Origin of the sequence: Nocardioides proteolyticus (assembly GCF_051280635.3) — a bacterium.
GTDB lineage: Bacteria > Actinomycetota > Actinomycetes > Propionibacteriales > Nocardioidaceae > Nocardioides.
The window spans coordinates 72,542-98,238 of the sequence record NZ_JBNBPO030000005.1; the positions used below are offsets into that span (position 1 = coordinate 72,542).

At 72.9% G+C, this 25,697-nt stretch carries 24 protein-coding genes; 8 read left to right on the forward strand and 16 right to left on the reverse strand.

Going from position 1 to position 25,697, the window contains the following annotated elements; all coding sequences use genetic code 11:
* Positions 1–30: 30 nt before the first annotated feature.
* Complete coding sequence (locus tag ACPOLA_RS04505) at positions 31–210, reverse strand: hypothetical protein (protein ID WP_435769198.1); 180 nt, start codon at positions 208–210, stop codon at positions 31–33.
* Positions 211–213: 3 nt separating this feature from the next.
* On the reverse strand, positions 214–954 hold the full coding sequence (locus tag ACPOLA_RS04510; protein ID WP_435769199.1) for a DNA-3-methyladenine glycosylase family protein: 741 nt from the start codon (positions 952–954) through the stop codon (positions 214–216).
* Positions 955–1,048: 94 nt separating this feature from the next.
* On the opposite strand from ACPOLA_RS04510, the gene ACPOLA_RS04515 reads away from it, so the two are divergent.
* The 3 genes from ACPOLA_RS04515 to ACPOLA_RS04525 all read left to right on the forward strand — a co-directional run bounded on the left by ACPOLA_RS04515 (position 1,049) and on the right by ACPOLA_RS04525 (position 3,954).
* Positions 1,049–1,660 (forward strand): TetR/AcrR family transcriptional regulator, encoded by a 612-nt coding sequence (locus ACPOLA_RS04515; protein WP_435769200.1) that lies wholly within the window; start codon positions 1,049–1,051, stop codon positions 1,658–1,660.
* 5 nt (positions 1,661–1,665) lie between these two features.
* Positions 1,666–3,192, forward strand: a complete 1,527-nt coding sequence (locus ACPOLA_RS04520; protein ID WP_435769201.1) for an ATP-dependent DNA ligase — start codon at positions 1,666–1,668, stop codon at positions 3,190–3,192.
* A 66-nt stretch (positions 3,193–3,258) separates the two neighbouring features.
* Positions 3,259–3,954 carry a TetR/AcrR family transcriptional regulator gene (locus ACPOLA_RS04525; protein WP_435769202.1) on the forward strand — a complete coding sequence of 232 codons (696 nt, stop codon included), beginning with the start codon at positions 3,259–3,261 and terminating at the stop codon, positions 3,952–3,954.
* 110 nt (positions 3,955–4,064) lie between these two features.
* Here the strand turns inward: ACPOLA_RS04525 and ACPOLA_RS04530 are convergent, their stop codons facing one another.
* A complete protein-coding gene (locus ACPOLA_RS04530) occupies positions 4,065–5,345 on the reverse strand; it encodes an acetyl-CoA C-acetyltransferase (protein ID WP_435769203.1) in 1,281 nt (426 codons plus the stop codon).
* 153 nt (positions 5,346–5,498) lie between these two features.
* Between ACPOLA_RS04530 and ACPOLA_RS04535 the strand changes: the two genes are divergently transcribed.
* Together ACPOLA_RS04535 and ACPOLA_RS04540 are read left to right on the forward strand one after the other, a co-directional pair.
* Positions 5,499–6,845, forward strand: coding sequence for a 3-oxoacyl-ACP reductase (locus ACPOLA_RS04535; protein WP_435769204.1), 1,347 nt, complete (start codon positions 5,499–5,501; stop codon positions 6,843–6,845).
* The gene (locus ACPOLA_RS04540; RefSeq protein WP_435769205.1) at positions 6,838–7,725 is read left to right on the forward strand and encodes a MaoC/PaaZ C-terminal domain-containing protein; all 888 of its coding nucleotides are present in this window, start codon (positions 6,838–6,840) and stop codon (positions 7,723–7,725) included. Before ACPOLA_RS04535 ends, ACPOLA_RS04540 begins: the two co-directional genes overlap by 8 nt.
* Positions 7,726–7,754: 29 nt before the next feature.
* On the opposite strand, the gene ACPOLA_RS04545 is transcribed toward ACPOLA_RS04540, so the two are convergent.
* The 9 genes from ACPOLA_RS04545 to ACPOLA_RS04585 are packed head-to-tail and all read right to left on the reverse strand — an operon-like array spanning position 7,755 to position 15,642.
* The gene (locus ACPOLA_RS04545) at positions 7,755–8,618 is read right to left on the reverse strand and encodes an acyl-CoA thioesterase (protein WP_435769206.1); all 864 of its coding nucleotides are present in this window, start codon (positions 8,616–8,618) and stop codon (positions 7,755–7,757) included.
* A complete protein-coding gene (locus ACPOLA_RS04550; protein WP_435769207.1) occupies positions 8,615–9,586 on the reverse strand; it encodes a PAC2 family protein in 972 nt (323 codons plus the stop codon). The genes ACPOLA_RS04545 and ACPOLA_RS04550 overlap by 4 nt, the downstream gene beginning before the upstream one ends.
* Before the next feature lie 29 nt (positions 9,587–9,615).
* Entirely contained in the window at positions 9,616–10,926 is a 1,311-nt protein-coding gene (locus ACPOLA_RS04555) for a hypothetical protein (RefSeq protein ID WP_435769208.1), read from the reverse strand.
* Positions 10,907–12,829 carry a 1-deoxy-D-xylulose-5-phosphate synthase gene (gene dxs, locus ACPOLA_RS04560; protein ID WP_435769209.1) on the reverse strand — a complete coding sequence of 641 codons (1,923 nt, stop codon included), beginning with the start codon at positions 12,827–12,829 and terminating at the stop codon, positions 10,907–10,909. The genes ACPOLA_RS04555 and dxs overlap by 20 nt, the downstream gene beginning before the upstream one ends.
* A 17-nt stretch (positions 12,830–12,846) precedes the next feature.
* Entirely contained in the window at positions 12,847–13,782 is a 936-nt protein-coding gene (locus ACPOLA_RS04565; RefSeq protein WP_435769210.1) for an SMP-30/gluconolactonase/LRE family protein, read from the reverse strand.
* A complete protein-coding gene (locus ACPOLA_RS04570) occupies positions 13,767–14,207 on the reverse strand; it encodes an NUDIX domain-containing protein (protein WP_435769211.1) in 441 nt (146 codons plus the stop codon). The genes ACPOLA_RS04565 and ACPOLA_RS04570 overlap by 16 nt, the downstream gene beginning before the upstream one ends.
* A gap of 32 nt (positions 14,208–14,239) precedes the next feature.
* On the reverse strand, positions 14,240–14,644 hold the full coding sequence (locus ACPOLA_RS04575) for a YjbQ family protein (RefSeq protein ID WP_435769212.1): 405 nt from the start codon (positions 14,642–14,644) through the stop codon (positions 14,240–14,242).
* Positions 14,645–14,674: 30 nt separating this feature from the next.
* Positions 14,675–15,346 carry a thioredoxin-like domain-containing protein gene (locus ACPOLA_RS04580; protein WP_435769213.1) on the reverse strand — a complete coding sequence of 224 codons (672 nt, stop codon included), beginning with the start codon at positions 15,344–15,346 and terminating at the stop codon, positions 14,675–14,677.
* Complete coding sequence (locus ACPOLA_RS04585) at positions 15,343–15,642, reverse strand: thiamine-binding protein (RefSeq protein WP_435769214.1); 300 nt, start codon at positions 15,640–15,642, stop codon at positions 15,343–15,345. Before ACPOLA_RS04585 ends, ACPOLA_RS04580 begins: the two co-directional genes overlap by 4 nt.
* A gap of 42 nt (positions 15,643–15,684) precedes the next feature.
* On the opposite strand from ACPOLA_RS04585, the gene ACPOLA_RS04590 reads away from it, so the two are divergent.
* Positions 15,685–15,936, forward strand: coding sequence for a hypothetical protein (locus tag ACPOLA_RS04590; RefSeq protein WP_435769215.1), 252 nt, complete (start codon positions 15,685–15,687; stop codon positions 15,934–15,936).
* Entirely contained in the window at positions 15,929–16,627 is a 699-nt protein-coding gene (locus ACPOLA_RS04595; RefSeq protein WP_435769216.1) for a hypothetical protein, read from the forward strand. The genes ACPOLA_RS04590 and ACPOLA_RS04595 overlap by 8 nt, the downstream gene beginning before the upstream one ends.
* A gap of 61 nt (positions 16,628–16,688) precedes the next feature.
* Here the strand turns inward: ACPOLA_RS04595 and ACPOLA_RS04600 are convergent, their stop codons facing one another.
* Positions 16,689–19,601: an aconitate hydratase gene (locus ACPOLA_RS04600; RefSeq protein WP_435769217.1), complete on the reverse strand. Its 2,913-nt coding sequence runs from the start codon at positions 19,599–19,601 to the stop codon at positions 16,689–16,691.
* Between the two features lie 160 nt (positions 19,602–19,761).
* Positions 19,762–21,657: an ABC transporter ATP-binding protein gene (locus tag ACPOLA_RS04605; protein ID WP_435769218.1), complete on the reverse strand. Its 1,896-nt coding sequence runs from the start codon at positions 21,655–21,657 to the stop codon at positions 19,762–19,764.
* 202 nt (positions 21,658–21,859) lie between these two features.
* Here ACPOLA_RS04605 and ACPOLA_RS04610 point away from each other — a divergent pair, with 202 nt between their 5' ends.
* Positions 21,860–22,438 (forward strand): dihydrofolate reductase family protein, encoded by a 579-nt coding sequence (locus ACPOLA_RS04610; protein WP_435769219.1) that lies wholly within the window; start codon positions 21,860–21,862, stop codon positions 22,436–22,438.
* Here the strand turns inward: ACPOLA_RS04610 and ACPOLA_RS04615 are convergent.
* Together ACPOLA_RS04615 and ACPOLA_RS04620 are read right to left on the reverse strand one after the other, a co-directional pair.
* The gene (locus ACPOLA_RS04615) at positions 22,420–23,625 is read right to left on the reverse strand and encodes a class I SAM-dependent RNA methyltransferase (protein WP_435769220.1); all 1,206 of its coding nucleotides are present in this window, start codon (positions 23,623–23,625) and stop codon (positions 22,420–22,422) included. The genes ACPOLA_RS04610 and ACPOLA_RS04615 overlap by 19 nt on opposite strands.
* Positions 23,622–25,667: an APC family permease gene (locus ACPOLA_RS04620; RefSeq protein ID WP_435769221.1), complete on the reverse strand. Its 2,046-nt coding sequence runs from the start codon at positions 25,665–25,667 to the stop codon at positions 23,622–23,624. The genes ACPOLA_RS04615 and ACPOLA_RS04620 overlap by 4 nt, the downstream gene beginning before the upstream one ends.
* Positions 25,668–25,697 lie beyond the last annotated feature (30 nt).

A 25,697-nucleotide genomic window follows, 5' to 3' on the forward strand; every position in this document is an offset into this window, starting at 1 on the left:
GCTCGGTGTAACAGATATCACGGGCGTTGGTCACGCCGGCAGGTGCGCGCGGGGCGACATCCGCGGACCTCGCCGCGGCCGCCGGTGGCCGGCTGCCAGCAGCAGGAACGGCACCCGCCCGCGATGGCCCCGCCAGGGCTCGAGGTACGCCGCGAGCGCGGCGTCGTCGAACGGCCGGCCGGCCAGAACCCAGCCCACGTCCTTGGCCACGTGTTAGTCGCCGAACGAGACCGCGTCCGGGTCGCCCAGGGCCCGCTGGCGCACCTCGGCGCTCGTCCACACCCCCACGCCGGGCAGGCTGCGCAGCCTGCGGTCCGCGTCCTCGCCGGTCAGGCCGACCAGGCGCTCGAGGGCGTCGGCATGCCGGGCAGCGGTCACCACCGCCTTGGAGCGTGCCGGGTCGATGTGCAGGCGCAGCCACTCCCACGACGGGATCGCGGACAGCGTCCGGGCCTCGGGCTGGAGCATCAGCCGGAGCGCGGGGCCCGGGCCCGGCGCCGGCTCGCCGTGCCGGCGTACGAGGTGGCGGAAGCCGGAGAAGGCCTCCTGCCCGGTGACCTTCTGCTCGATGATGCTCGGCACCAGCGCCTCGAGGACGCGGCTGGTGCGCCCCAGCCGCAGGTCGGCGTGCCGGCGGCGGGCGTCCTCGAGCACGGGGTGCCGCGGTTCGAACCCGGACCAGTCGTCGGCGTCGCCGAGCAGCTCGGGGAGCTGCTCGAGGGCCCACTCCGCTCCGGGCCCCCACGCCGCGGCCCGCACCGCTCCGTCGGTGTCCTGCTCGCTGACGGCGAGGGTGACCGGCCCCTCCGGGGAGCGGCTGGCCCGCCAGTGCCGGCCGTCGACGTCCAGGCGCAGGGTCGGGTCACCGGCGCCACGACGCTGCTGGCGCAGGATCCGGCCGACCGGCACCGAGCGGCCGGGGAGCCAGGTGCGCGCGGCGTCCGGAGGCATCACCGCAGCACTCTAGGCGTCGTGGCCGACGAATCAGACTTGGCAGACTAGGGTGTCTCGTGCATCCACGAATCACCTTCATGCTCCCGGAGGGCAGTTGACCATCGACACGACCCGCGGTCGCCGCGCCCGTCTCGACCAGGAGGCGGTGCTGCAGGCGGCCGAGGCCCTCGTGGACCGGGACGGGTACGACGCCCTCACGATGACGTCGCTCGCCGCGGAGCTCGACGCGCGGGTGTCCTCGCTCTACAACCACGTGGCCAACCTGGAGGACCTCCGGGCGCTGATCCAGGTCCGCGCGATGCGGATGCTCGGCGACCACGTGCGGAGCGCGGCCATGGGCCACGCGGGCGCCGACGGGCTCCGGGCGCTGAGCCACGAGCTGCGGCTCTTCGCCCGCGCCCACCCGCAGCGCTACGCCGCCCTCACCCGTCCGCCGATCGACCGGGAGGGGTTCTACGCCGCGGCGCTCGACGCGATCGAGGCGCTCGCCGTGATGGTCCGCTCGGCCGGGCTGCCCGAGGAGCGGCTGCTCCCGACCGGGACCGCCGTCTTCGCGGCGCTGCACGGGTTCGTGTCGCTGGAGGTCGCCGGCTACTTCGGCGACCTGTCGGGCACCGACGCCGAGGTCTTCGACCTCGACGAGGTCTACGAGCTGGTCATCCGCGGGGCGGTCACCGCGGCGGTCCTCGAGGCCACCACCCACTGACCGCCATGCTGCTGCGCGAGGTCGTCGACGTCTCGGCCGCCGTCGCCGCGACCAGGTCCCGCAAGGAGAAGACCCGGCTGATCGCCGAGCTGCTGCTGGCGGCCGGGCCCGAGCAGCGCGAGCTCGCCGCCCGCTACCTCAGCGGGAGGCTGCGCCAGCGCCGCACCGGCCTCGGCTGGCGCAGCCTGCAGGCCCTGCCCTCCCCCGCGGACGTCCCGTCGCTGTCGGTGACCGAGGTCGACGCCGGCTTCGAGGCGATGTCGCGGCTCGCCGGTGCCGGGTCCGCCGGAGAGCGGGCGAGGCTGGCGGCGGAGCTGTTCGCCCGCGCGACCGAGCCGGAGCAGCGGTGGCTGCGGGCGGTGGCGGTCGGTGAGGTGCGGCAGGGTGCGCTGGAGGCGGTCGTGACCGAGGCGCTGGCGCAGGCCGCCGACGTGCCACTGGCGGCGGTCCGCCGCGCCGCCATGCTGGCCGGCGGGGCGACGTACGTCGTCGGCGAGGCCTTCGAGGGCACCTCGGCGCTCGAGCGGGTGGGCCTCACGGTGGGCCGGCCGATCCTGCCGATGCTCGCCTCCTCCGCCCCCGACGTCGACGCGGCGCTGCACAAGGCCTCCGGCGGCCGCGGCGGGCCGCTCGCCGTGGACGCCAAGCTCGACGGCATCCGGATCCAGGTGCACCGCGACGGCGACGACGTGGTGGTCGCCACGCGGAGCCTCGACGACGTCACCCACCGGCTCCCCGAGGTGGTCGACATCGTCCGCGCCCTCCAGGCCAGCCGGCTGGTCCTCGACGGCGAGGCCCTGTCCGTGGGCCCCGACGGCCGCCCGCGGCCCTTCCAGGAGACCGCCTCCCGCACCGCCTCCGCCGTCGAGCGCAGCGCGACGGTCGTGTCGCCGTACTTCTTCGACGTGCTCCACGTCGACGGCCGCGACCTGATCGACCTCCCGGCGGCGGAGCGGTGGGCGGCGCTGGACGCACTCGTGCCCGAGCAGCACCGGGTCCGTCGCTGGACCGGCACCGACCCGGCGGCGGCGCAGGCGTTCACCGACGAGGTGCTCGCCCAGGGCCACGAGGGCGTCGTGGTCAAGGCCGCCGACGCGACGTACGACGCCGGGCGGCGCGGCTCGGCCTGGGTCAAGGTGAAGCCGGTCCACACCCTCGACCTCGTCGTCCTCGCGGTCGAGCACGGCTCCGGCCGGCGGCGGGGCTGGCTGTCCAACATCCACCTCGGCGCCCGCGACCCCTCCACCCCCACCGGCTTCGTGATGCTGGGCAAGACGTTCAAGGGGATGACCGACGAGATGCTGCGCTGGCAGACCGAGCGGTTCCGCGAGCTCGAGGTCGCCGACGACGGCTGGGTCGTCACGGTGCGCCCCGAGCAGGTCGTCGAGATCGCCTTCGACGGCCTCCAGCGCTCGACGCGCTATCCCGGCGGGCTGGCGCTGCGGTTCGCGCGGGTGGTCCGCTACCGCGACGACAAGACGGCCGACGAGGCCGACACGCTCGAGACGGTCCGGTCGCTCGTCCCCGGCTGAGACCGTCCGGCGACGCCGGTCACAGATGTTGCAACACGGAGTTGCACAGGCCGTACACTACGGCTCATGAGCAAGGCACCGGCCACGGACGGGCGGCGCAGGGCGGCCGCGGCCCGCCGCCGCGTCCGCGAGGCGGAGATCATCGCGGCGACCCGCGAGCTGTTCGACTCCAAGGGTGTCCGCGACGTGCAGATCGAGGAGATCGCCGGCGCCGTGGGCATCAACCGCGCGATCGTCTACCGCCACTTCAGCGGCAAGGAGGAGCTGTTCGCGCTCACCCTCGTCGGCTACCTCGACGAGCTGCACGACGCGATGGAGGCGGCCGCCGACGGGGCCGGCGCCCCGCCCGAGCAGCTCGCCGCCATCGTCGGCGCGTTCGTCGACTACGGCGTCGCCCACCCCGCGTTCGTGGACTGTGCCCAGGCGCTGATGATCCGGCCCGGCGAGGAGCTCCTCGACGAGATCTCCGAGGGGGCGCTGTTCCGCCTCGGCCGCGGCATCACCTCGTGCCTGACCATCCTGTCGAGCTCGCTCGCCGCCGGCGCGGAGCAGGGGGTCTTCACGCTGTCCGAGGACCCGGTGCTGCTCGCGAACACGCTCTACGCCAGCGGCCTCGGCGCGCTGCAGCTCGCCCGCCTCGGCATCCTGGTCAGCGAGGCCGCGCCCGGCGTGCCCACCGTCGGCCAGATCTCCGCCGAGCAGGTGCGGTCCTACCTGGTGACGTCGGCGCTGGCGCTGGTCTCGCCACGGGTCCCCGCCTGACCGACGACCCAAACCGCTCCGACGCACGGGCGGCCGGACGACAGCGGGCCCGCCCGGATCGCTCCGGACGGGCCCGCCTTCCGCCGTACGACGCCGGGTCGGCGTCGCGCTCAGCGCTCCAGGATCGCGACGACGCCCTGGCCGCCGGCGGCGCAGACCGAGATCAGCGCGCGGCCGGAGCCCTTCTCGGCAAGCAGCTTGGCGGTGTTGGCGACGATCCGGCCGCCGGTCGCGGCGAACGGGTGGCCGGCCGCCAGCGAGGAACCCTTGACGTTGAGCTTGCTGCGGTCGATCGAGCCCAGCGGGGCGTCGAGGCCGAGCCGCTCCTTGCAGAAGACCGGGTCCTCCCAGGCCTTCAGCGTGGAGAGCACCTGCGAGGCGAACGCCTCGTGGATCTCGTAGAAGTCGAAGTCCTGCAGCGTGAGGCCGTGGCGGGCGAGCAGCCGCGGGACGGCGTAGGCGGGCGCCATCAGCAGGCCCTCGTTGCCGTTGACGAAGTCGACCGCGGCGACCTCGGAGTCGACGAAGTAGGCGAGCGGCTGCAGCCCGTGCTCCTCGGCCCACTCCTCCGACGCCAGCAGCACCGCAGAGGCGCCGTCGGTGAGCGGGGTCGAGTTGCCTGCGGTCATCGTGGCGGCCTCGCCCTTGCCGAAGACCGGCTTCAGCTTGGCGAGCTTCTCCACCGACGAGTCGGGGCGCAGGTTGTTGTCGCGCTCCAGGCCGCGGAACGGGGTGACCAGGTCGTCCTGCCAGCCGTCCTCGTAGGACTTCGCGAGGTTGTGGTGGGAGGTCACCGCGACCTTGTCCTGGTCCTCGCGGGAGATCTGCCACTCCAGCGCGGTCAGCGCCTGGTGGTCGCCCATGGAGAGCCGGGTGCGGGGCTCGCCGTTGGAGGGGATCGCGAGGCCGATGTCGCCGGGCCGGATGGTGGCGAGCACGGCCAGTCGCGCCTTGAGGTCGCGGGCGTTGTTGAGCTGGATCAGCTTCTTGCGCAGCTTCTCGCCGATCGCGATCGGGGCGTCGGAGGTGGTGTCGGTGCCGCCGCCGATGCCGGACTCGATCTGGCCGAGCTTGATCTTGTTGGCGATGTAGTTGATCGCCTGGAGGCCGGTGCCGCAGGCCTGCTGGAGGTCGACCGCGGGCGTCTCCGCGGCGAGCTTGGTGCCGAGCACCGCCTCCCGCACGAGGTTGAAGTCGCGGGCGTGCTTGAGCACGGCGCCGCCGGCCACCTCGCCCAGCCGCTCGCCCTCCAGCCCGTAGCGCGCGACGAGCCCGTCCAGGGCAGCGGTCATCATCTCCTGGTTGGAGGCCGTGGAGTACGCGCCGTTGGAACGGGCGAACGGGATGCGGTTGCCGCCGATGACGGCGGCCCGACGAACAGTGTTTGCCATGCTTCCTATCCTCACGCGCAGGGCCCCCGGAGAGAACCGTTTGAGGGGCAGATCACGAAATGTGGACTCAGAGTTACACAAGTAGTTACATACAACGTGAGCGGGTCTGCCCCGTGGACCAACCTACCCATCGACCCCATTGAGGCATCGACCATGAGCGACAAGTACCAGGGCTTCGTCTCCACCCCGATCGGCAAGGTGCTGGTCAAGAACCTCGGCCTTCCCGCGCCCGTCCGGCTCGAGCGCTACGAGGAGGGCGCGCCGCTCGTCGACGGAACCGTCCTGCTCGGCGGCACCGGCCGGCTGGCCGAGTCGCTGCCCGGCCTGCTGGACCTGGTCGGCGTCTCCACCACCACCTCCGCCGGCGAGGGCCAGCGGTTCAAGGGCCTCGTCTTCGACGCCACCTCGCTCAAGAGCCCCGAGGACCTCGTGGCGCTGCGCGACTTCTTCACCCCCCAGCTCCGCAGCCTCGAGCAGTGCCCGCGCGTGGTGGTGCTCGGCACGCCGCCGGAGCAGGTCAAGGGGTCCGAGCGGGTCGCGCAGCGGGCGCTCGAGGGCTTCACCCGCAGCCTGGGCAAGGAGATCGGACGCGGCGGCACGGTGCAGCTGGTCTACGTCGCCGAGGGCGCCGAGGGCGGCGTGCTCAGCACGCTGGCGTTCCTGCTCTCCCCCAAGTCGGCCTACGTCTCCGGTCAGGTCATCCGGGTCGGCGCGCACGGCGACCAGGACGTGCCGACCGTCGACGACTGGCAGAAGCCGCTGGCGGGCAAGGTCGCCCTGGTGACCGGCGCCAGCCGGGGCATCGGCGAGTCGATCGCCCGGGTCCTGCACCGTGACGGCGCCACCGTGGTCGGCGTGGACGTGCCGCAGGCGGCCAGCGAGCTCACGACGCTGATGAAGGAGCTGGAGGGCGACTGGCTCACCGTCGACATCACGGCCAAGGACGCCCCGCAGCGCATCGCGCACCACCTCAAGGAGAAGCACGGCGGCGTCGACGTCGTCGTCCACAACGCCGGCATCACCCGCGACCGCAAGCTGGCGAACATGTCGCCGAGCGAGAAGGGCGACCGCTGGACGCAGGTCATCGACGTGAACCTGGCGGCGCCCGAGCGGATCACCCGCGAGCTGCTGGACCAGAAGGTCATCAACCGGGGCGGCTCGGTGATCGGCGTGGCCTCGATCGCCGGCATCGCCGGCAACGTGGGCCAGACCAACTACGCCGCCTCGAAGGCCGGCGTGATCGGCCTGGTCGACGCGTTCGCCGACGATCTGGACGACGACATCACCATCAACGCCGTCGCCCCGGGCTTCATCATCACCCAGATGACGGCGGCCGTGCCGTTCGCGACGCGCGAGGTCGGCCAGCGGCTGAACGCCATGGCCCAGGGCGGCCTCCCCGTCGACGTCGCCGAGACCATCGCCTGGTACGCCAACCCCGCCTCGCGCGCCGTGAACGGCAACGTGGTGCGGGTGTGCGGCCAGATGATGCTGGGTGCCTGACGTGGCCGGCGACGTGAAGGTCGTCCAGGGCGGCGGCGGCATCGGCACCATGGTCAAGGCCGCCCTGCCGGCGGTCCCCGGCGTCAACCAGCTCCCCGGCGTCAAGAAGACCGGCACGGAGCTGCCGTCGCTGGAGCTGCGGCGCGAGGACGTCGCGGTGACCCGCAGCGAGGTGGACCGCTACGCCGCGGTCTGCGGGTTCCCGCGCAAGGACGTGGCGCCGGTCCCCTACCTGCACATGCTGGCGTTCCCGCTGCACATGGCGCTGATGACCGACGCCTCCTTCCCGTTCCCCGCGATCGGGTCGGTGCACCTGGAGAACTCGATCACCCAGCACCGCCCCGTCGCCATCGGGGAGACCGTGTCGCTCTCGCTCCGCGCGAGCAACCTGCGGGCCAGCACCAAGGGCCGGGCGTGGGACATGGACGTGACGGCCACCGTCGGCGACGAGGTCGTGTGGGAGTCGGTGTCGACGTACCTGCGGGTCGGCAAGGGCGACAAGGAGAATGGCGACCCCGGTCGCGAGTTCGCCGCCGTCCCCGCCAAGGGTCCGGTCTGGAAGCTGCCCGACAACCTCGGCCGCAGCTATGCGTCCGTCTCCGGCGACCACAACCCGATCCACCTCCACCCGCTGACGGCGAAGGCGCTCGGCTTCCCCCGGCACATCGCGCACGGGATGTGGAGCAAGGCCCGCTGCATCGCGGCCCTGGAGAACCGGCTCCCCGACGCGGTCACCGTGTCGGTGGCGTTCAAGAAGCCGATCTTCCTGCCCGGCAAGGTGCAGTTCGGCGCCGAGCCGACCACGGACGGCTGGGACTTCACGCTGGTCAACCCGAAGAACGGCGCTCCGCACCTGCTGGGCCGCACCGCTCCGGCATAGCCGGGGCGACGGGCGCCTGTCCGGCCGCGCTACGTCGAGCGCGGCCGGATCAGGCCCTCCTGGGCCACGGTCGCGACCAGGGTCCCGTCCTGGGTGAAGATCCGGCCGAGCGCGAGGCCGCGGGCCCCGACCGCCGACGGCGACCACTGGTCGTAGAGCCACCACTCGTCGGCCCGGAACGGGCGGTGGAACCAGATCGTGTGGTCCAGCGACGCCATCTGCACCTTGGTCGGGTCGGTCTCGTGGGCCGCCAGGGTGGCGCCGAGCAGCGACACGTCGCTGGCGTAGGCGAACGTGGCGAGGTGCTCCATCGGGTCGTCGGTGAGCCGCCCGTCGACCCGGATCCAGACCTGCGTGCGCGAGGGGTGCATCGGGTCCGGCTCAAGGCCGTGCCGGGAGTTGCCCAGCCAGCGCACGTCGAGCGCGGCCCACTCCTTGCCCAGCCCGTCGTCCGAGCCCCGCTCGGACATCAGCTCCATCAGGTCCAGGCCCTCCTCGGGCGGCTTGACCTCGGGCATCACGTCCTGGTGCTCCAGGCCCTCCTCGGCGCGCTGGAAGCTGAGCGACTGGTAGTAGATCGGCCGGCCGTGCTGCCGGGCGAGCACGCGGCGGGTCGCGAACGACTTGCCGTCCCGGATCCGCTCGACGTCGTAGATGATCGGCACGTTGTAGTCGCCGGGCAGGAGGAAGTAGGAGTGCAGGGAGTGCACGTGGAACTCCTCCGCCACGGTGCGCGAGGCGGCGATCAGCGCCTGGGCGGCCACCTGGCCGCCGTACACCCGCTGCCGGACGCTCTCCGGCTGCCTCCCGCGGAACAGGTCCGTGTCGAGCTGCTCGAGATCGAGCAGCGACACGAGCTGCCGGGTCGCGTCGTTCATGTCCGGGTCGGTCACGACCCACCTCCGGTCTCGTCGGGTCCCTCGAGGCCGGCGAGGAACTGCTCGAACTGGCGGCCGATCTCCTCGCCGGTCGGCAGCGGCTCCTCCCGGGCCAGCAGGCTGCTGCCCTCCTCCTCGGCGCGGGCGAACGTGTCGTACTGCTGCTCGAGGGCGACGACCACGTCGCGGACCTCCTCGTTGGCGGCGAGGTAGCGGTTGATCTCCTCCTCGCGCTCCTCCGCGAGCTCGGTCAGCTCGGTCAACTCGATGGTGAGCCGGGCCGCCAGCTCCACCTGCTCCAGCAGCGCCACCGACGCGCGGGGGTAGTCCAGCTGCGCGAGGTAGTGCGGCACGTGGGCGACGAAGCCCTGCGCGTCATGGCCCCACTCGCCGAGCCGGACCTCCAGCAGCGCCTGCGCGCTGCTCGGCACCCGGAGCTCGCCGCGCCAGGGGCTGGTGCCGGTGAGCAGGCCGGGGTTGTTGGCGTGGTGGGTGATCGCGATCGGCCGGGTGTGCGGCACGGCCATCGGCACCGAGCCCATCGACACCACCAACGCCACGTCGAACCGCTCGACGACCTCGAGCACGCCGCGACAGAACGCCTCCCACTGGATGTCCGGCTCCGGACCGTGCAGCAGCAGGTACGGCGACCCGCCGGCGTCGTGCAGGAGCCGCACCACGAGCCGCGGCGGCTGGTAGCCCTCGTAGTGGTCGCGGGCGAAGGTCATCGGTGGCCGGCGGGCCCGGTAGTCGTGGAGCTGGTCGACGTCGAAGGTCGCCACCACGACCCCGCCGCCCTCGGGCGAGGAGCCGCCGCGCCGCACCAGGTGGCGTCCCGCGAGGTTGCCGGCGTTGCCGGCGTCGAGGAACCCGTCGAGCGCGACCACTAGGGGCAGCGCCCGGACGCCCTCGAGCTCCGGCACGTCGTCGACGATGTGGACCAGCCGCGGGCCTGGGGACGGAGGCTGAGCTGGGGAGGTCACCCGACCAGCCTAGTGGCGGCGCACCCGCGTCATCGCCCGTAGGTCGCGGTCATCAGCGTCACACCGCGCTGCGCGAGCTGCGCCGTGGTGATCCCGAGCACCTCGGGCACCACGTCCTCCTGGTCGGCGGAGCCGTCGAGCCGGTCGAGGAGCACGAACAGGGTGTCCTCGCCGTAGGTGCGTGCGACGTACTCGCAGATCCACCACGACACGGCGTACCACGCCTCGGCCTGGGCGCTGCCGAACTCCTCGTCGCCGGGCAGCTCGTCGGCCGCGCCGGCGACCCGGAGCGCGTCCGTGGGGAGCCGGCGCCGGCTGGGCGGCATCGGCCGCACCGAGACGTACTCGGCGATGCCCTCGCTGAGCCACAGCGGCGCGCGGACGCCGCGCGGCCCGAGCGTGGCGTGGGTGAGCTCGTGGCGCACCAGCCGGCCCAGCACGCCCGGGTCCTCGTCGAGGACCCGCGGGTTCAGGAACACCCGGTAGGACGCCACGCCCTTGCGCCGGTCGGTGGCGTCGACGGGCACGGCGATGGTGAGACCGTCGGCGCGGCCGGGGTCGCCGACCGTCTGGTTGGACAGGCCGCGCAGGAAGTCGGGGTCCTGCAGGGCGTAGACCACGACCCCGCTGCTGGTGGGCGAGTCGTCGCCGCCCACGACCGCGCGCACGTCGTAGCGCCCGTTGCTGGCCGCCTGGACGACGGACCGGGACCGGCCGGCCGTCGCCGCGTCGAAGATGCCGAGCACACCCGCGGCCTGCTCGACGTGCACCGGCCCGAGGTCCCAGGGCTGGGCGTGGCCGGGGTGGTCGGCCTCCCACGCGGGGTCGGTGGTGGAGCCGACCAGCATCCGCCGGCCGTCGGGGGACGGGGTGAACCGCAGCCGGTCGCGGGTGCGGACCGCGGCGGCGTCGTACCCGTCCAGGCGCAGCGCGACCACCACCTCGGCCCAGTAGTCGTCGGTCCCCTCCTCCGGCGTGACGGTGTCCGGGAGCAGCCGGTAGCGGAGGGCGCCCACCGGCAGCTGGCTGAGGTTGTCGAAGTAGGTCTGCTGCTCGGCGACCAGTCCCCGGTCGGAGCGGTCGAGCGTCCGACGGAACCGGGCCCGGTCGCGCTGCCGCAGCGCCTTCGCGCGCACGTTGAGAGTGCGCTGCATCCGCTGGCCGACGTCCGCGAACGCCGCAGCGGGGTCGGCGGGTGGCGGGGCGTCGTCGGAGCAGGCGGCCAGCGGCAGCAGGCAGGCCAGGAGGAGCGGGACGATCAGGGACCGCAGCGGGTGGCGCGCCGGGGGGGCGGGGCGACGGGTCGGGCTGCGGTCGGCGTCAGCGGGGCCCGTCCACATCGAGGAGCGCCCGACCCTCCGGCGCAGGCTCCGCGGTGATGTCGTGCAGCACGTCGAGCGCGATGGCGGAGGCCGAGAGGCCGACGCGCTCGAGGATCGCGGCCCGCTTGGCGTGGTCGAGGAACTCCTGCGGGATGCCGTGGAGCCGGACGGGCGTGCGCACGCCGGCGTCGCTGAGGGCCTGCAGCAGCACCGCGCCCACACCGCCGATCCGCCCGTTGTCCTCGATCGTCACCACGCGGCGGTGCTCGCGCGCCAGCTCCACCAGCGCGGGGTCGACCGGCTTGACCCACCGCGGGTCGACGACGGTGACCCCGATGCCCTGGGCGACGAGGCGCCGGGCGACGTCGACCGCCACGGGCGCCATCGCGCCGACCGAGACGACCAGGACGTCGCGGGTGCCCTCGCGCACGAGGACGTCGAGCTGTCCGTGCTCGGTGCGGATGCGGTCGACGGCCTCGATGTCGTCGGGCGGCGGACCCTTGGGGAACCGGACGACCGTCGGCGCGTCCGCCACCTCGACGGCCTCGTCGAGCAGCTCGCGCATCCGGGCCACGTCGCGCGGTGCGGCCAGTCGCAGGCCGGGCACGACCTGGAGGATGGACATGTCCCACATGCCGTTGTGGCTGGCGCCGTCGTCGCCGGTGACGCCGGAGCGGTCGAGGACGAACGTCACGCCGCAGCGGTGCAGTGCCACGTCCATCAGCACCTGGTCGAAGGCGCGGTTGAGGAACGTCGCGTAGACCGCGAAGACGGGGTGCAACCCACCGAGCGCGAGACCGGCCGCGGACGTCGCGGCGTGCTGCTCGGCGATGCCGACGTCGAAGGTGCGCTCGGGGAACCGTGCCTGGAACTTGTCCAGGCCCACCGGGTGCATCATCGCGGCGGTGATCCCGACGATGTCGGGGCGCCGCGCACCCAGCTGCACCATGTGCTCGGCGAAGTGGTCGGTCCAGATCGGCCCCTTGGGCTGCTCGGCGCCGGTCTGGACGTCGAAGGGGCCGGGCGCGTGGAACTGGTCGGCCTCGTGGCGCTCGGCGGGGTCGTAGCCGAAGCCCTTGCGGGTGATCGCGTGCACGATGACCGGGCCGCCGAACCGCTTCGCCTGGGTCAGCGCCTGCTCCATCGCCGACCGGTCGTGCCCGTCGACCGGGCCGACGTACTTCAGGCCGAGGTCCTCGAAGAGGCCCTGGGGCGCGATGGCGTCCTTGAGCCCCTTCTTCACGGCGTGCAGGGCGTCGTACGCCGCGGGCCCGACCCCGGGCACCGCGTTGAGCCGCTTCTTCACCAGCTCCAGCACCGACTCGTAGCGGGGGTTGGTGCGCAGCGAGGTCAGCGCCGTCGCGAGGCCGCCGATCGTGGGCGTGTAGGAGCGCCCGTTGTCGTTGACCACGATCACCAGCCGGCTGTCGTGCTGGATCGCGATGTTGTTGAGCGCCTCCCAGGCCATCCCGCCGGTGAGCGCGCCGTCGCCGATCACCGCGACGACGTGGCGGTCCTCGCCGCGGATCGCGTAGGCCTTGGCCAGGCCGTCGGCATAGCTCAGCGCGGTCGAGGCGTGGGAGTTCTCGACGATGTCGTGCTCGGACTCGGCCTGGCTGGGGTAGCCGCTCAGGCCGCCCTCGCGGCGCAGCGTGCCGAACGAGGCGGCGCGGCCGGTCACCAGCTTGTGGACGTAGGACTGGTGGCCGGTGTCGAAGACCACCTTGTCGCGCGGGGAGTCGAACACCCGGTGGAGGGCCAGGGTCAGCTCGACGACGCCCAGGTTGGGACCGAGGTGGCCGGTGTTGGTCGCCACCGTGCGGATCAGCAGGTCGCGGATCTCGGCCGCGAGCTGGGTCAGCTCGTCCTCGGAGAGCGCGCGCAGGTCGCGCGGCGCGGTGATCTGGTCGAGGACGGGCATGGACCGATTCTAGAACGTCACAGGTCGTAGACCGCGATCGCCGGCTCGTGCAGGCTGCCGAGCCAGAGCCGCCCATCGTGCTCCCGGACGCCGGTCACCATGTGGTACGACGCGCCGTGCTCCTCGGGGCGGACGTCCACGTCGTGCACCAGCCGGCCGCGGTCGTCGTACGCCACGGCCCGGACGGTCTGCTGCGGCTTGGGCTGCAGCCGCTCGGGCACCTTGGTGATCAGCTTGCGCAGCGGCATCGGGCCGCGCTGCACCCGCTCGACGACCGGGTCGGTGGGACTGGCGACCGAGATCCAGATCAGCCCGTCGGACCCGCGGGCGATGTTGTCGGGGTAGCCCGGGAGGTCCATGCACAGCCGGTCGCGCATCCCCTTGCTCGGGCCGCTGATCCAGTGCCGCACGACGGTGCGGCCGGCGGTCTCGGCGACGCAGACGAAGTCCTCGGCGGCCGAGAGGGCGACGCCGTTGGCGAAGGCGAGGCCGTCGAGCACCTGGGTGATGGTGCCGTCGGGGTCGCGGCGGAACAGCCGCCCGGTGCGGGTGTTGCGGACGAAGTCCTTCTTCCACTCCTCGATGCCGAAGTGCAGGGAGGAGTCGGAGAACCAGATCGTGCCGTCGGACGCGATCGCCGCGTTGTTGCAGAACCTCATCCGCACCCCGTCGATCTCGGCGGTGATCTCCTCGACGTCGCCGCCGCGGGGGTCCACCCAGAGCAGGCCGCGACGGGCGTCGCAGACCAGCAGCCTGCCGTCGGGCGCGAGCTCGATGCCGAGCGGCCGGCCGCCGGTGTGGGCCACCCGGTCCACCCGCGCACCGTCGGGCGACACGCGGAAGATCGCGCCGTCCTCGGTGCCGGTGAACACGCAGCCCTCGTCGGGACCGGAGGTCGCGACGAGCACGTCCTCCGCGCCGGGCCCGGGGACGGGGATCACGCGAAACGCCATGACTGCAGCTCCTGGTAGGTCTCGGAGGCGAGGAGCTCGGGAAGGATCCGGCGGGCGGCGACGGTGAGCGGCAGGCCGGTCACCTCCCCCGGCTCCACGAACACGATCCGGCGGCCCTCGCCGACGGTGATGTCGGCGTCGGTCGCCGTGGTCGGTGCGAGGTAGAGCCGCACCGAGTCGCGGGTGCCGTAGGCGGCGTGGAAGACCTCGAACTCCCGCCAGAACCGCAGCTCCGGCGGCTCCAGCCGGAGGCCGGTCTCCTCCTCCAGCTCCCGGTAGGCGGCGTCGTCGGCGTCCTCGCCGTCGTCGACATGGCCACCCACGAAGCCCCAGCACTCGGGGTCGATCACCGGGTGCTCGTCACGCTCCTGCAGCAGCAGCCGTCCCTGCGGGTCGACGAGGACGATCGAGGCGAAGCGGTGCACGGCGGCCAACCTATCGGGCCCGCCCGGCCGGCCTATCCGGGGAGGAAGGAGAGCCGGACCTCCCGGTCGGCGTTGTCGACGTTGAGGTCGACCAGGCAGACGCTCTGCCAGGTGCCGAGCGCGAGCCCGCCGCCGAGCACCGGGACCGTGGCGTACGGCGGCACCAGGGCCGGCATGACGTGGGCGCGCCCGTGACCCGGGGAGCCGTGCTGGTGACGCCACCGGTCGTCGGCGGGCAGCAGGTCGCCGAGCGCCGCGAGCAGGTCGTCGTCGCTCCCCGAGCCGGTCTCGATGATCGCGACGCCCGCGGTGGCGTGGGGCACGAAGACGTGGAGCATCCCGTCGCCGCGGCCGGCCACGAAGTCGGCGCAGTCGCCGGTGATGTCGAGGACGCGCTCCGTGCCGCCGGTGCGGTAGGCCCTGGTCTGCGATTCCATGTCACCGATGGTGCCAGCCCGGTCGCGGGCTCAGACCGCCCGGCGGTCGCCGCCGACGTCGCCGGGCCGGACGCCCCCGTGGCAGGACGCCAGCGGCTCCGGCGCGGTGTCGCCGGCGCCGTGCTCCGCGACGAAGAGCGGGATCCGCGGGTCGTCGGGCCCGGTGAGCGCGAGCTGGCGGCCCCAGACGGTGGCCACGACCGGTGCCTTCTGGTCGGGGTACGGCGACAGGATGCCGTTGTCGGGCAGTTGCGCCGCCAGGGCGGCGACCTCCTCGGCGTCCAGCCGGTCGGCGCGGTAGGTGAGCCAGACGGTGCCGTGCTCGAGGCTGTGCACCACGTTCTCGACGGGGACCTCGGCGTCGTACACGCCGCACTCCAGCCAGGCCTGCGCGTGCCGGCCGCCGACCGGCGGGGACTGCGGGTAGTCCACGCTGACCCCGTCGGGCACGTGGTCGACCGCGAGGTCGCCGTACACCCGGACGTCGGCGAGGGAGGTGTCCGGGCCGTCGTCGGGTCCGGCGGCACGCTCGTCCTCGTCGTCGCCGGCGAGCAGGACCGGCACCAGTACGGCCAGCGCGAGCACGAGCACCGCGGCCACGACGGCCAGCGCCACCGGCAGCACCCGCCGGCGTCGCGAGGCCGGCGGGGGCCCGTAGGCACCGGGTGGGAAGGCGGGCGACGGCGGGAGCTGCCCGCTCACTGCTCGAGCGCCCGCTCGACCCGCTCGACCTTGGCGGTCAGCTCGCCGGAGAAGCCGGGACGGATGTCGGCCTTCAACACCAGGCCGACGCGCGGGGAGACCTCCGCGACGACGTCGACGGCCCGCTTCACCACGGCCATCACCTCGTCCCACTCCCCCTCGATGTTGGTGAACATGGCGTTGGTCTCGTTGGGCAGGCCGGACTCACGGACCACGCGGACGGCCGCGGCGACGGCCTCCGAGACGCCGCCGGTCTGGTCGGCGGCGGCGGGGCTGATGCTGAAGGCGACGAGCATGTCGCCACGGTATCCAGCGGGTGCTCGCCCTAGGGTGGCGCCATGGGAGCCAAGGCATCCGGCCAGCCGCTCGCCGCGCTGGCCGACCTGCTCGGCGTGCGCGAGGCCGAGCTCGAGCCCGTCCTCGGGCCGTACGACGCCGCGCAGGTCGCGGTGCTCGAGGCGGCCGTGTCCGAGGCGCTCGCCGGCGAGGACGCCGCGTTCGACCGGGCGACGCAGGACGCCGTGCGGCACGTGCCGCGGCTGCTGCGCGGGCCCGCCCGCAAGCTGCTCCTCGGGGGCCGCTATGGGTGACCTCGAGGTGCGCATCGAGATCGCCAAGCTGAGCGCCGAGCTGGGAGTCGGCGACGACCGGCTGGACTTCCTGTGGAGGAGCTCGCCCGCCGAGGTGCGGGCGCTGCGTGACCTCGCCCGCGACGCGGTCGCCGCTCGCAACGCCGAGCGGGTCGAGCGGCTGGGCTCACTGACGAAGATGGCGCCGACCGGCGTGGCCGCCAAGGTCGCCCAGCACGCGTTCGGCCCCGCCCTCAGCGCCCGGGTCGCCGGCGCGGTGGCCCCGGCCGACGCGGTGCGGCTGGCGTCCCACCTGCCGCCCGCTTTCCTGGCCGAGCTGGCGGTGTCGCTGGAGCCCTCGCGGGTGGGACCGATCGTCGAGCGGCTCCCCGACGAGCTGCTCGTCGACATCGGCCGCCGGCTGCTCGCCGCCGGCGAGCACGCCGCGCTGGCCCGGCTGGTGGCGGTCGTCTCCCCCGCCCTGGCCGCACGCGTCGTGGCGGACGCCACCGGTGAGCAGCTGCTGCAGATCGCGCTGTTCGCCGACGACCCGGCCCTCATCGAGTCGGTGGCCGAGCGGCTGACCGACGAGCAGCTCGGCGGCATCCTCAGCGCCGCCGACGAGCACGACCCCGAGGCGGCGACCCTGCTGCTCGGCCGGATGTCGGCGAGGACCCGCAAGCGGATCACCGCGCTGGCCGAGGAGGCCTGAGCAGCGCGACGGCCCGCCCCTCACCGTGGAGGGACGGGCCGTGCGCGACCGGGCTACGCGGTCAGGAGCGACGCAGGTTCCGCAGGACGTACTGCATGATGCCGCCGTTGCGGTAGTAGTTCGCCTCGCCGGGGGTGTCGATCCGGACCACCGCGTCGAACTCCACGTCGGACCCGTCGGCCTTGCTCGCCACCACCTTGACGGTGCGGGGGGTGTCGCCCTCGTTGAGCTCGGTGATCCCGGAGATGGAGAACGTCTCCTCACCGGTGAGGCCGAGCGACGCGGCGTCCTTGCCCTCGGGGAACTGCAGCGGGATGACGCCCATGCCGATCAGGTTCGAGCGGTGGATCCGCTCGTAGGACTCGGCGATGACCGCCTTCACGCCGAGCAGCGAGGTGCCCTTGGCGGCCCAGTCGCGCGACGACCCGGAGCCGTACTCCTTGCCGGCGAGCACCACGAGCGGGATCCCCGCCTCCTGGTAGCTCACCGAGGCGTCGTACACCGTCGTGACGGGGGCGTCCTCGCCCTCGCCCTGGGTGAAGTCGCGGGTGAACCCGCCCTCGGTGCCCGGCGCGATCTGGTTGCGCAGCCGGATGTTGGCGAACGTGCCGCGGATCATCACCTCGTGGTTGCCGCGGCGCGAGCCGTAGGAGTTGAAGTCCCGCTGCTCGACGCCGTGCTCGGCGAGGTACTTGCCGGCCGGGCTGTCCTTCTTGATCGCACCGGCCGGGCTGATGTGGTCGGTGGTGACCGAGTCGCCGAGCTTGAGCAGCACCCGGGCGCCCTCGATGTCGGTGACCGGCGTCGGCTCGTCGGGCATGCCGTCGAAGTACGGCGCCCGCCGGACGTAGGTGGAGTCCGGGTCCCACGCGAAGGTGTCGCCCTCGGGCGTCGGCAGCGACTGCCACCGCTCGTCGCCGGCGAACACGTCGGAGTAGCTCGACCCGAACATGTCGGCGGTGATCGCGTCGGCGATCGTCGCCTCCACCTCGGCCGGGCTGGGCCAGATGTCCTTGAGGTAGACGGGGTTGCCCTCGGAGTCGTTGCCCAGCGGGTCGTTGAACAGGTCGACGTCCATGGTGCCCGCCAGCGCGTAGGCGACGACGAGCGGCGGCGACGCGAGGTAGTTCATCTTGACGTCGGGGTTGATCCGGCCCTCGAAGTTGCGGTTGCCGGACAGCACCGACGTCACCGCCAGGTCGTGCTCCTGCACGGCCGCCGAGACCTCCGGGATCAGCGGGCCGGAGTTGCCGATGCAGGTGGTGCAGCCGTAGCCGACGAGGTTGAAGCCGAGCTTGTCGAGGTACGGCGTGAGCCCGGACTTCTCGTAGTAGTCGGAGACCACCTGGGAGCCCGGCGCCAGGGTCGTCTTGACCCACGGCTTGCGCTGCAGCCCCTTCTCGACGGCCTTCTTGGCGAGCAGGGCGGCGCCGATCATCACCGACGGGTTCGAGGTGTTGGTGCACGAGGTGATCGCGGCGATGGTGACGGCGCCGTGGTCGAGGGTGAACCTCGTGCCGTCGGCGAGCTCGACCTCGACCGGCGAGCTGGGCCGGCCGCCGTCGGTCGCGGCCGCGGAGTGCCAGTCGACCGGCTGGCCGGGGGCGTCGTCCTTGCCGTTGCTGCCGCCGTTGGTCGCCGGGGAGTCGCTGGCCGGGAAGGACTCCGCGGAGGCCTCGTCGGCGGTCGACACGACGCCGTACGGCTTCTCGTTGGAGGGCACGCCGGGCTTGCGGTTCTCGGTGCCGGTCTGGTCGTCCTCGACGTAGTCGGCGAGGGCGGCCCGGAAGGCGGGCTTGGCCTCGGTGACCTCGATCCGGTCCTGCGGGCGCTTCGGGCCGGCGATCGAGGGCACGACCGTGGAGAGGTCGAGCTCGAGCTTCTCGGAGTAGCGCGGCTCGGCGTCGGGGTCGAGCCAGAGGCCCTGGGCCTTGGCGTAGGACTCGACCAGGGCGAGCTGCTCGTCGGAGCGGCCGGTCAGCCGCAGGTAGCTCACCGTCTCCTCGTCGATCGGGAAGACCGCGATCGTGGAGCCGAACTCCGGCGACATGTTGCCGATCGTGGCGCGGTTTGCCAGCGGCAGCGCCGAGACGCCGGGGCCGTAGAACTCGACGAACTTGCCGACCACGCCGTGCTTGCGCAGCATCTCGGTGATCGTCAGGACCAGGTCGGTGGCGGTGGAGCCCTCGGGCAGCTCGCCGGAGAGCTTGAAGCCGACCACCCGCGGGATGAGCATGGAGACCGGCTGGCCGAGCATCGCGGCCTCGGCCTCGATGCCGCCGACGCCCCAGCCGACCACGCCGATGCCGTTGACCATCGTGGTGTGGGAGTCGGTGCCGACGCAGGTGTCGGGGTAGGCCAGCAGCTCGCCGTCGACCTCGCGGGTGAACACGGTGCGGGCGAGGTGCTCGATGTTGACCTGGTGGACGATGCCGGTGCCCGGGGGGACGACCTTGAAGTCGGAGAACGCGGTCTGCCCCCAGCGGAGGAACTGGTAGCGCTCGCGGTTGCGCTCGTACTCGATCTCGACGTTCTTCTCGAACGCCTCCGGGCTGCCGAAGACGTCTGCGATCACGGAGTGGTCGATCACCATCTCGGCCGGCGCGAGCGGGTTGATCCGGGACGGGTCGCCGCCGAGCTCGGCCATCGCCTCGCGCATGGTGGCGAGGTCGACGACGCAGGGAACGCCGGTGAAGTCCTGCATGATCACCCGGGCCGGGGTGAACTGGATCTCCTTGTCGGGCTGGGCGCTCTCGTCCCAGCCGGCGAGGGCCCGGATGTCCTCGGCGGTGATGTCGGCGCCGTCCTCGGTGCGGAGCAGGTTCTCCAGGAGCACCTTGAGGGAGAACGGCAGGCTCTCCACCGCGCCGTCGGGGATGCCCTCCCCGCGCACCGCGTCGAGGCGGAAGATCTCGTAGGACTTGCCGTCCACGTCCAGGGTGCTCTTGGCACCGAAGCTGTTCTTGCTGGCCATCGGGGTCTCCGTCTCCTCGTCGCTGCTGTGCGCTCGGGTGCCGTACCGCTTCATCTTGCCGCCGCGCGGCAACGCGCCGGTAGTGAGGCGAGCCTAAGTCGTGGTGGGTGGACCGCCGAGCGATGTCTTGATGTCAAGATACATCACGTCGAAGGGAATTTCACGGCACGGCCGGGGCCGGCTGCGGTGCCGCGTCGTCCTCCGCGAACTGGGTGCGGTACAGCTCCTGGTAGCGACCGCCGGCGGCGACCAGGTCGGCGTGGGTGCCCCGCTCGACGATCCGGCCGTCCTCGACGACGAGGATCAGGTCGGCCGCCCGCACGGTGGAGAGCCGGTGGGCGATCACCAGCGCGGTCCGGCCGGCCAGCGCCTCGGCGAGGGCCGCCTGCACCGCCTGCTCCGAGGTCGAGTCGAGCGACGCCGTGGCCTCGTCGAGGATGACGACGCGCGGCTGCTTCAGCAGCAGCCGGGCGATCGTCAGCCGCTGCCGCTCGCCGCCGGAGAGTCGGTAGCCGCGCTCCCCCACGACGGTGTCCAGGCCGTCCGGCAGTGCGCGCACCAGGTCGGCGAGCCTGGCCCGCTCGACCGCGTCCCACAGCTCGTCGGGATCGGCCTCGGGGCGCGCGAGGAGGAGGTTGCCGCGGATCGTGTCGTGGAACAGGTGCCCGTCCTGGGTGACCATGCCCACCGCACCCTGGATCGCCTCGGCGGTGAGGTCGCGGACGTCGACCCCGCCGAGGCGTACGGCGCCCGCGTCGACGTCGTACAGCCGCGGGACGAGCTGGGCGATGGTCGACTTGCCGGCCCCCGAGGAGCCCACCAGGGCCACCACCTGGCCCGGCTCGGCGCGCAGCGACACCCCGTGGAGCACCTCCTCGCCGCCGCGCGTGTCCATGGTCGCGACCGCCTCGAGCGAGGCGAGGGAGACCCGGTCCGCGGCCGGGTAGGCGAAGCGCACGTCGGCCAGCTCCACCGACACCGGGCCGTCCGGCAGGCCGCGCGCGCCGGGGCGGTCGCGGATCAGCGGCTCCAGGTCGAGCACCTCGAAGACCCGCTCGAAGCTGACCAGGGCGCTCATCACCTCCACCCGGGCGCTGGCCAGGGCGGTGAGCGGGGCGTAGAGCCGGGTCAGCAGCAGCGACAGCGCGACGACGTCGCCCGCGTCGAGGGTGCCGCGCAGCGCGAGGTTGCCCCCGACGCCGTACACCACCGCGACGGCGAGCGCCGAGACCAGGGTCAGCGCGGTCACGAAGGTGGTCTGCACCATCGCGGTCCGGACGCCGATCTGCGCCACGCGCTCCGCCCGGGCGGCGAACTCCGCCGACTCCTGGGTCGGGCGGCCGAACAGCTTGACCAGGGTGGCGCCGGGCGCGGAGAAGCGCTCGGTCATCTGGTTGCCCATCGCGGCGTTGTGGTCGGCCGCCTCGCGCTGGATGCCCGCGAGGCGACGGCCCATCCGGCGCGCCGGCAGCACGAAGACCGGCAGCAGCGCGAGCGCGAGCAGGGTCACCTTCCAGGAGATGCCCAGCATCACCACGAGCGTCAGGGCGAGGGTGACGAGGTTGCCGACCACCCCGGACAGCGTCTGGCTGAACGCGCGCTGCGCGCCGATCACGTCGTTGTTGAGCCGGCTGACCAGGGCGCCGGTCCGGGTGCGGCTGAAGAAGGCGACCGGCATCCGCTGCACGTGGTCGAACACCGCGGTGCGGAGGTCGAGGATCAGCCCCTCGCCGATCCGGGACGACAGCCAGCGGGCCAGCAGCCCCAGGCCGGCGTCGACCACGGCTATCAACGCGATCACGAGCGCCAGGAGGGTGACCAGCCCCGGACGGTCGCCCCCGACGATCGCGTTGACGATCTCGCCGGCGAGCACCGGCGTGGCGACGGCGAGACCGGAGGTGACCACGCTGAGCACGAGGAAGCCGGCCAGCTTGCCGCGGTGCGGACGGGCGAACCGGAAGATCCGCCGTGCGGTGGCCCGGTCGAAGCCGCGCTGCTCGTCCGGAGCGTGCATGCCCCGGTACACCTGGCTCCAGGCGATCGACTCCATGCTCATGGGTGCGCTCCGTCCGTCTCGTCGACCCGGTCATCGCGACGGTAGGACCTCAAGTCGGGTTGAGGGCAAGACCGGGTGGACCCCAGCGGTCACCGGGCCCAACCGGCGCGCGCGGAAAAGATTCCCGGGGACTGTCGTATCCGGGCACCGCCGGTCGTGGAGAGGATGACAACCGCTCCACCGAACGACCCAGGAGGTCACCATGCGCACCCTGATCTACACCGCCTTCGTCTCCCTCGACGGCGTCGTGGAGGGTCCCGGGCCCGAGCCGGGCTACCGCAACAGCGGGTGGACCTTCCAGGACATCGACTTCCTCGAGGAGGTCTACGAGCTGAAGGGCCGCGAGCAGCAGGAGGCGGGCGCACTGATGCTCGGGCGCGCCAGCTACGAGGCGTTCGCGCCGGTCTGGCCGACGATGACCGAGGAGTTCCCCCTCTACAACGCGATGCCCAAGTACGTCGTCTCGACGACCCTGACCGAGGACGACCTGGTCGACAACTGGGGCGAGACCACCATCCTCCGCTCGCTCGACGACGTCGCCGCGGTGAAGGAGTCGACCGAGGGCGGACCGATCTCCGTGCACGGGTCGGCGAGCCTGGCCCGCAGCCTCGCGGACGCGGGCCTCGTCGACCGCTACCACCTGCTGGTCTTCCCGACCGTGCTCGGCGCCGGCAAGCGGATGTGGAGCGACACCGACAAGGACCGGCAGAAGCTCGCCCTCGTCGAGAGCCAGGCCTACGCCAACGGCGTGCAGAAGCTGGTCTACGAGGTCGTTCGCTGACCGGCGTCCGGCACCAGCAGCGCGACGCACTCCACGTGGTGCGTCATCGGGAACAGGTCGAAGGCCCGTAGTCCGGCCAGCCGGTAGCCGTGCTCGGCGAAGATCCCCACGTCGCGGGCGAGCGCGGCCGGGTCGCAGGCGACGTAGCCGACCGCTCGGGGTGACCGGGCGACGACCTGCTCGACGGCGGCCCGCTTCGCGCCCGTGCGGGGCGGGTCGAGCACGACCAGGTCGACCGAGTCCCACTCCGGGCCGAGCCCACCGTCGCGCCCAGCCGCCAGGACACCGGCCACGTCGCCCGACGTCGCGTGCAGGCCGGGGCAGTTGCGCAGCGAGAGCTCGGACGCCGCGGCGTCGCCCTCCACGGCGGCGACCCGCCCGTCCGGGCCCACCGCCTCGAGCAGGAACCGGCTGAACAGCCCGACGCCGGCGTACAGGTCGAGCGCCGACTCGCCCGGCCGTGGCTCCAGAGCCTCGAGGACCGCGTCCACCAGGGTCTCCGGGGCGCCGGGGTGGACCTGCCAGAAGCCGCCGTCGGCGACCTCGAAGGAGCGCCCCCTGACGTCGTACGACGGCCCGACCGGCGCCTCGATGAGGCACTCGTCGACCGGGACCAGGTCGTGGGAGCGGTGCTTGCGCATCGCCCGGCCGCCGTCGGGGAGCACGGCGTAGCGCTGCCGGGTCCGCCAGCCCAGACCCCGGTCGGCGAGCGCCGGGTCGAGCGCCGGGTTGGGCACCGCCTCCACGGTCACGGCGACGTCGAGGCCCGCGAGCCGGCGCAGCTGCTCCTCGATCACGGCAGCCTTCAGCCGGCGCTGGGCGCCCAGCTCGACGTGCTGGAAGTCGCAGCCGCCGCACGCGTCGGGGCCCGAGAAGGGGCAGGGCGGCGCGACCCGGTCCGGCGAGGGCCGGAGCACGTGGACCGCGTCGCCGCGCCAGAAGCGGTCGCCCTCCGTGCCCTCGGTGACCTCCACGACGACCCGCTCGCCCGGGATCGCGTGGCGCACGAAGACGACCCGCTCGCGCGCCGGGTCCTCCTCCGTGGGCGCCCCGACCCGCGCGACGCAGTGGCCGCCGTGGGCGACGGGGCCGACGTCGACCTCGAACCGGCGCCCGACGGCGGAGGCGCCGCGCGGCTTCGGAACGCGGCGGGCGCGGCCCCTGCGGGGACGCTGGGGCCGGCTCACCGGGGGATCTGCCGCTCTCGCCCCTCGTCGACCCGGCCGCCACGGAGGTCGCCGGGGCGCACCCGGGCGTCGTCGCGCTCCTCGCGCTCGCGGGCGATCTGCGAGGACCGCAGCTGGTAGGGCACCGAGATCACCATGACGCCGGGGGTGAACAGCAGCCGGCCCTTGAGCCGCAGGGCGGTCTGGTTGTGCAGCAGCTGCTCCCACCAGCGGCCGACGACGTACTCCGGGATGTAGACCGCGACCACCCCGCGCGGGTTGGCCCGGCGGATGGCCGAGGCGTAGTCGACGATCGGCTTGACGATCTCGCGGTAGGGCGAGTGCAGCACCTTGAGCGGCACACCCGTGTTGCGCTCGTCCCACTCCTCCAGCAGCCGGGCGGTGTCCTTGGCGTCCACCGACACGTAGACGCCCTCGAGCGCGTTGGGCCTCGTCGCCTTGGCGAACGCCAGCGCCCGCAGCGTCGGCTTGTGCAGCTTGGACACCAGGACCACGGCGTGCACCCGCGTCGGCAGCGCCTTGTCGGTCTCGTCGGCGGCCAGCTCGAGCGCGACGTTGTCGTAGTGGCGCTTGATCGCCACCATGATCACGATGAAGGAGCCCATGGCGAGCAGCGTCAGCCAGGCGCCGCTGAGGAACTTGGTCACCAGCACCACGACGAGGACGACCGCGGTCATCACGAAGCCGGTGCCGTTGATCAGCCGGGCGCGCATCATCCGCCGCCGCTCGCGGGCGTCCGGCTCGGACGCCAGGTGGCGGGTCCAGTGCTTCACCATGCCGAGCTGGCTGAGCGTGAACGACACGAACACGCCGACGATGTAGAGCTGGATGAGCTTGGTGACCTCCGCCTCGAAGGCGACGATCAGCGCCACCGACATCCCGGTGAGGATCATGATGCCGTTGCTGTAGGCGAGCCGGTCGCCGCGCGCCGCGAGCTGGCGCGGGAGGAAGCCGTCGCGGGCCAGGATCGAGCCCAGCACCGGGAACCCGTTGAAGGCGGTGTTGGAGGCCAGCACCAGGATCACGCCCGTGGCGACCACCACGAGGTAGAAGCCGACCGGGAAGTTGTCGAAGACCCCGTCGGCGATCTGGGCGATGAGCGTGTCCTGGTGGTAGTCGGCCCCCACCGGCGTCCCGTCGGGGCCGACGAGACGGTCGAGGTCGTGGGGGTCGACGTACTTGACGTCCATCGCGTTGGCCAGCGAGACGACGCTCAGCATCAGCGTGATGGCGATCATGCCCAGCAGCAGCAGGGTGGTCGCCGCGTTGCGGCTCTTCGGCCGCTGGAACGCCGGCACCCCGTTGGAGATGGCCTCGACGCCGGTGAGGGCGGCGCAGCCGGAGGAGAAGGCGCGCGCGACGAGGAAGACCAGGGCGATCGTGGTGAGCGTGCCCTCGTAGCTCTCGGCGGGGAGGATCTCGAGCTGCGCGCTCTCCGCGTCGGGAAGGTCGCCGCCCAGGTAGCGGGCCGCGCCCCACAGGCACATCCCGCCGAGCGCGATCAGGAAGGCGTAGGCCGGCACGGCGAAGGACGTCCCCGACTCCCGCACGCCGCGGAGGTTCATCAGCGCCAGCAGCACCACTAGGCCGACCGCGACCAGGACCCGGTGGTCGGCGACGAAGTCCACCGCCGAGGCGGCGTACTGGGCGGCCGACGACAGCGACACCGCGACGACCAGGACGTAGTCGACGATCAGCGCGCTGCCGACCGTCACGCCGGCCTTCGGGCCGAGGTTGACGGTCGCGATCTCGTAGTCACCGCCCCCGGAGGGATAGGCGTGGACGTTCTGCCGGTACGACGCCACCACGATCAGCATCACCAGCGCGACGGCGAGCGCGACCCAGATCGACAGCGAGTAGAGGGCGACGCCCGCGAGGGCGAGGATGATGAAGATCTCGTCGGGCGCGTAGGCGACCGAGGAGAGGGCGTCGCTGGCGAAGACGGGGAAGGCGATCCGCTTGGGAAGCAGCGTCTCGCCGAGCTGCGCGCTTCGAAGCTTGCGGCCCAGCAGGATGCGCTTCGAGACGTCGCCCACTCCCACGAGCGGCAAGGCTAGTGCACGCCTGGGGCA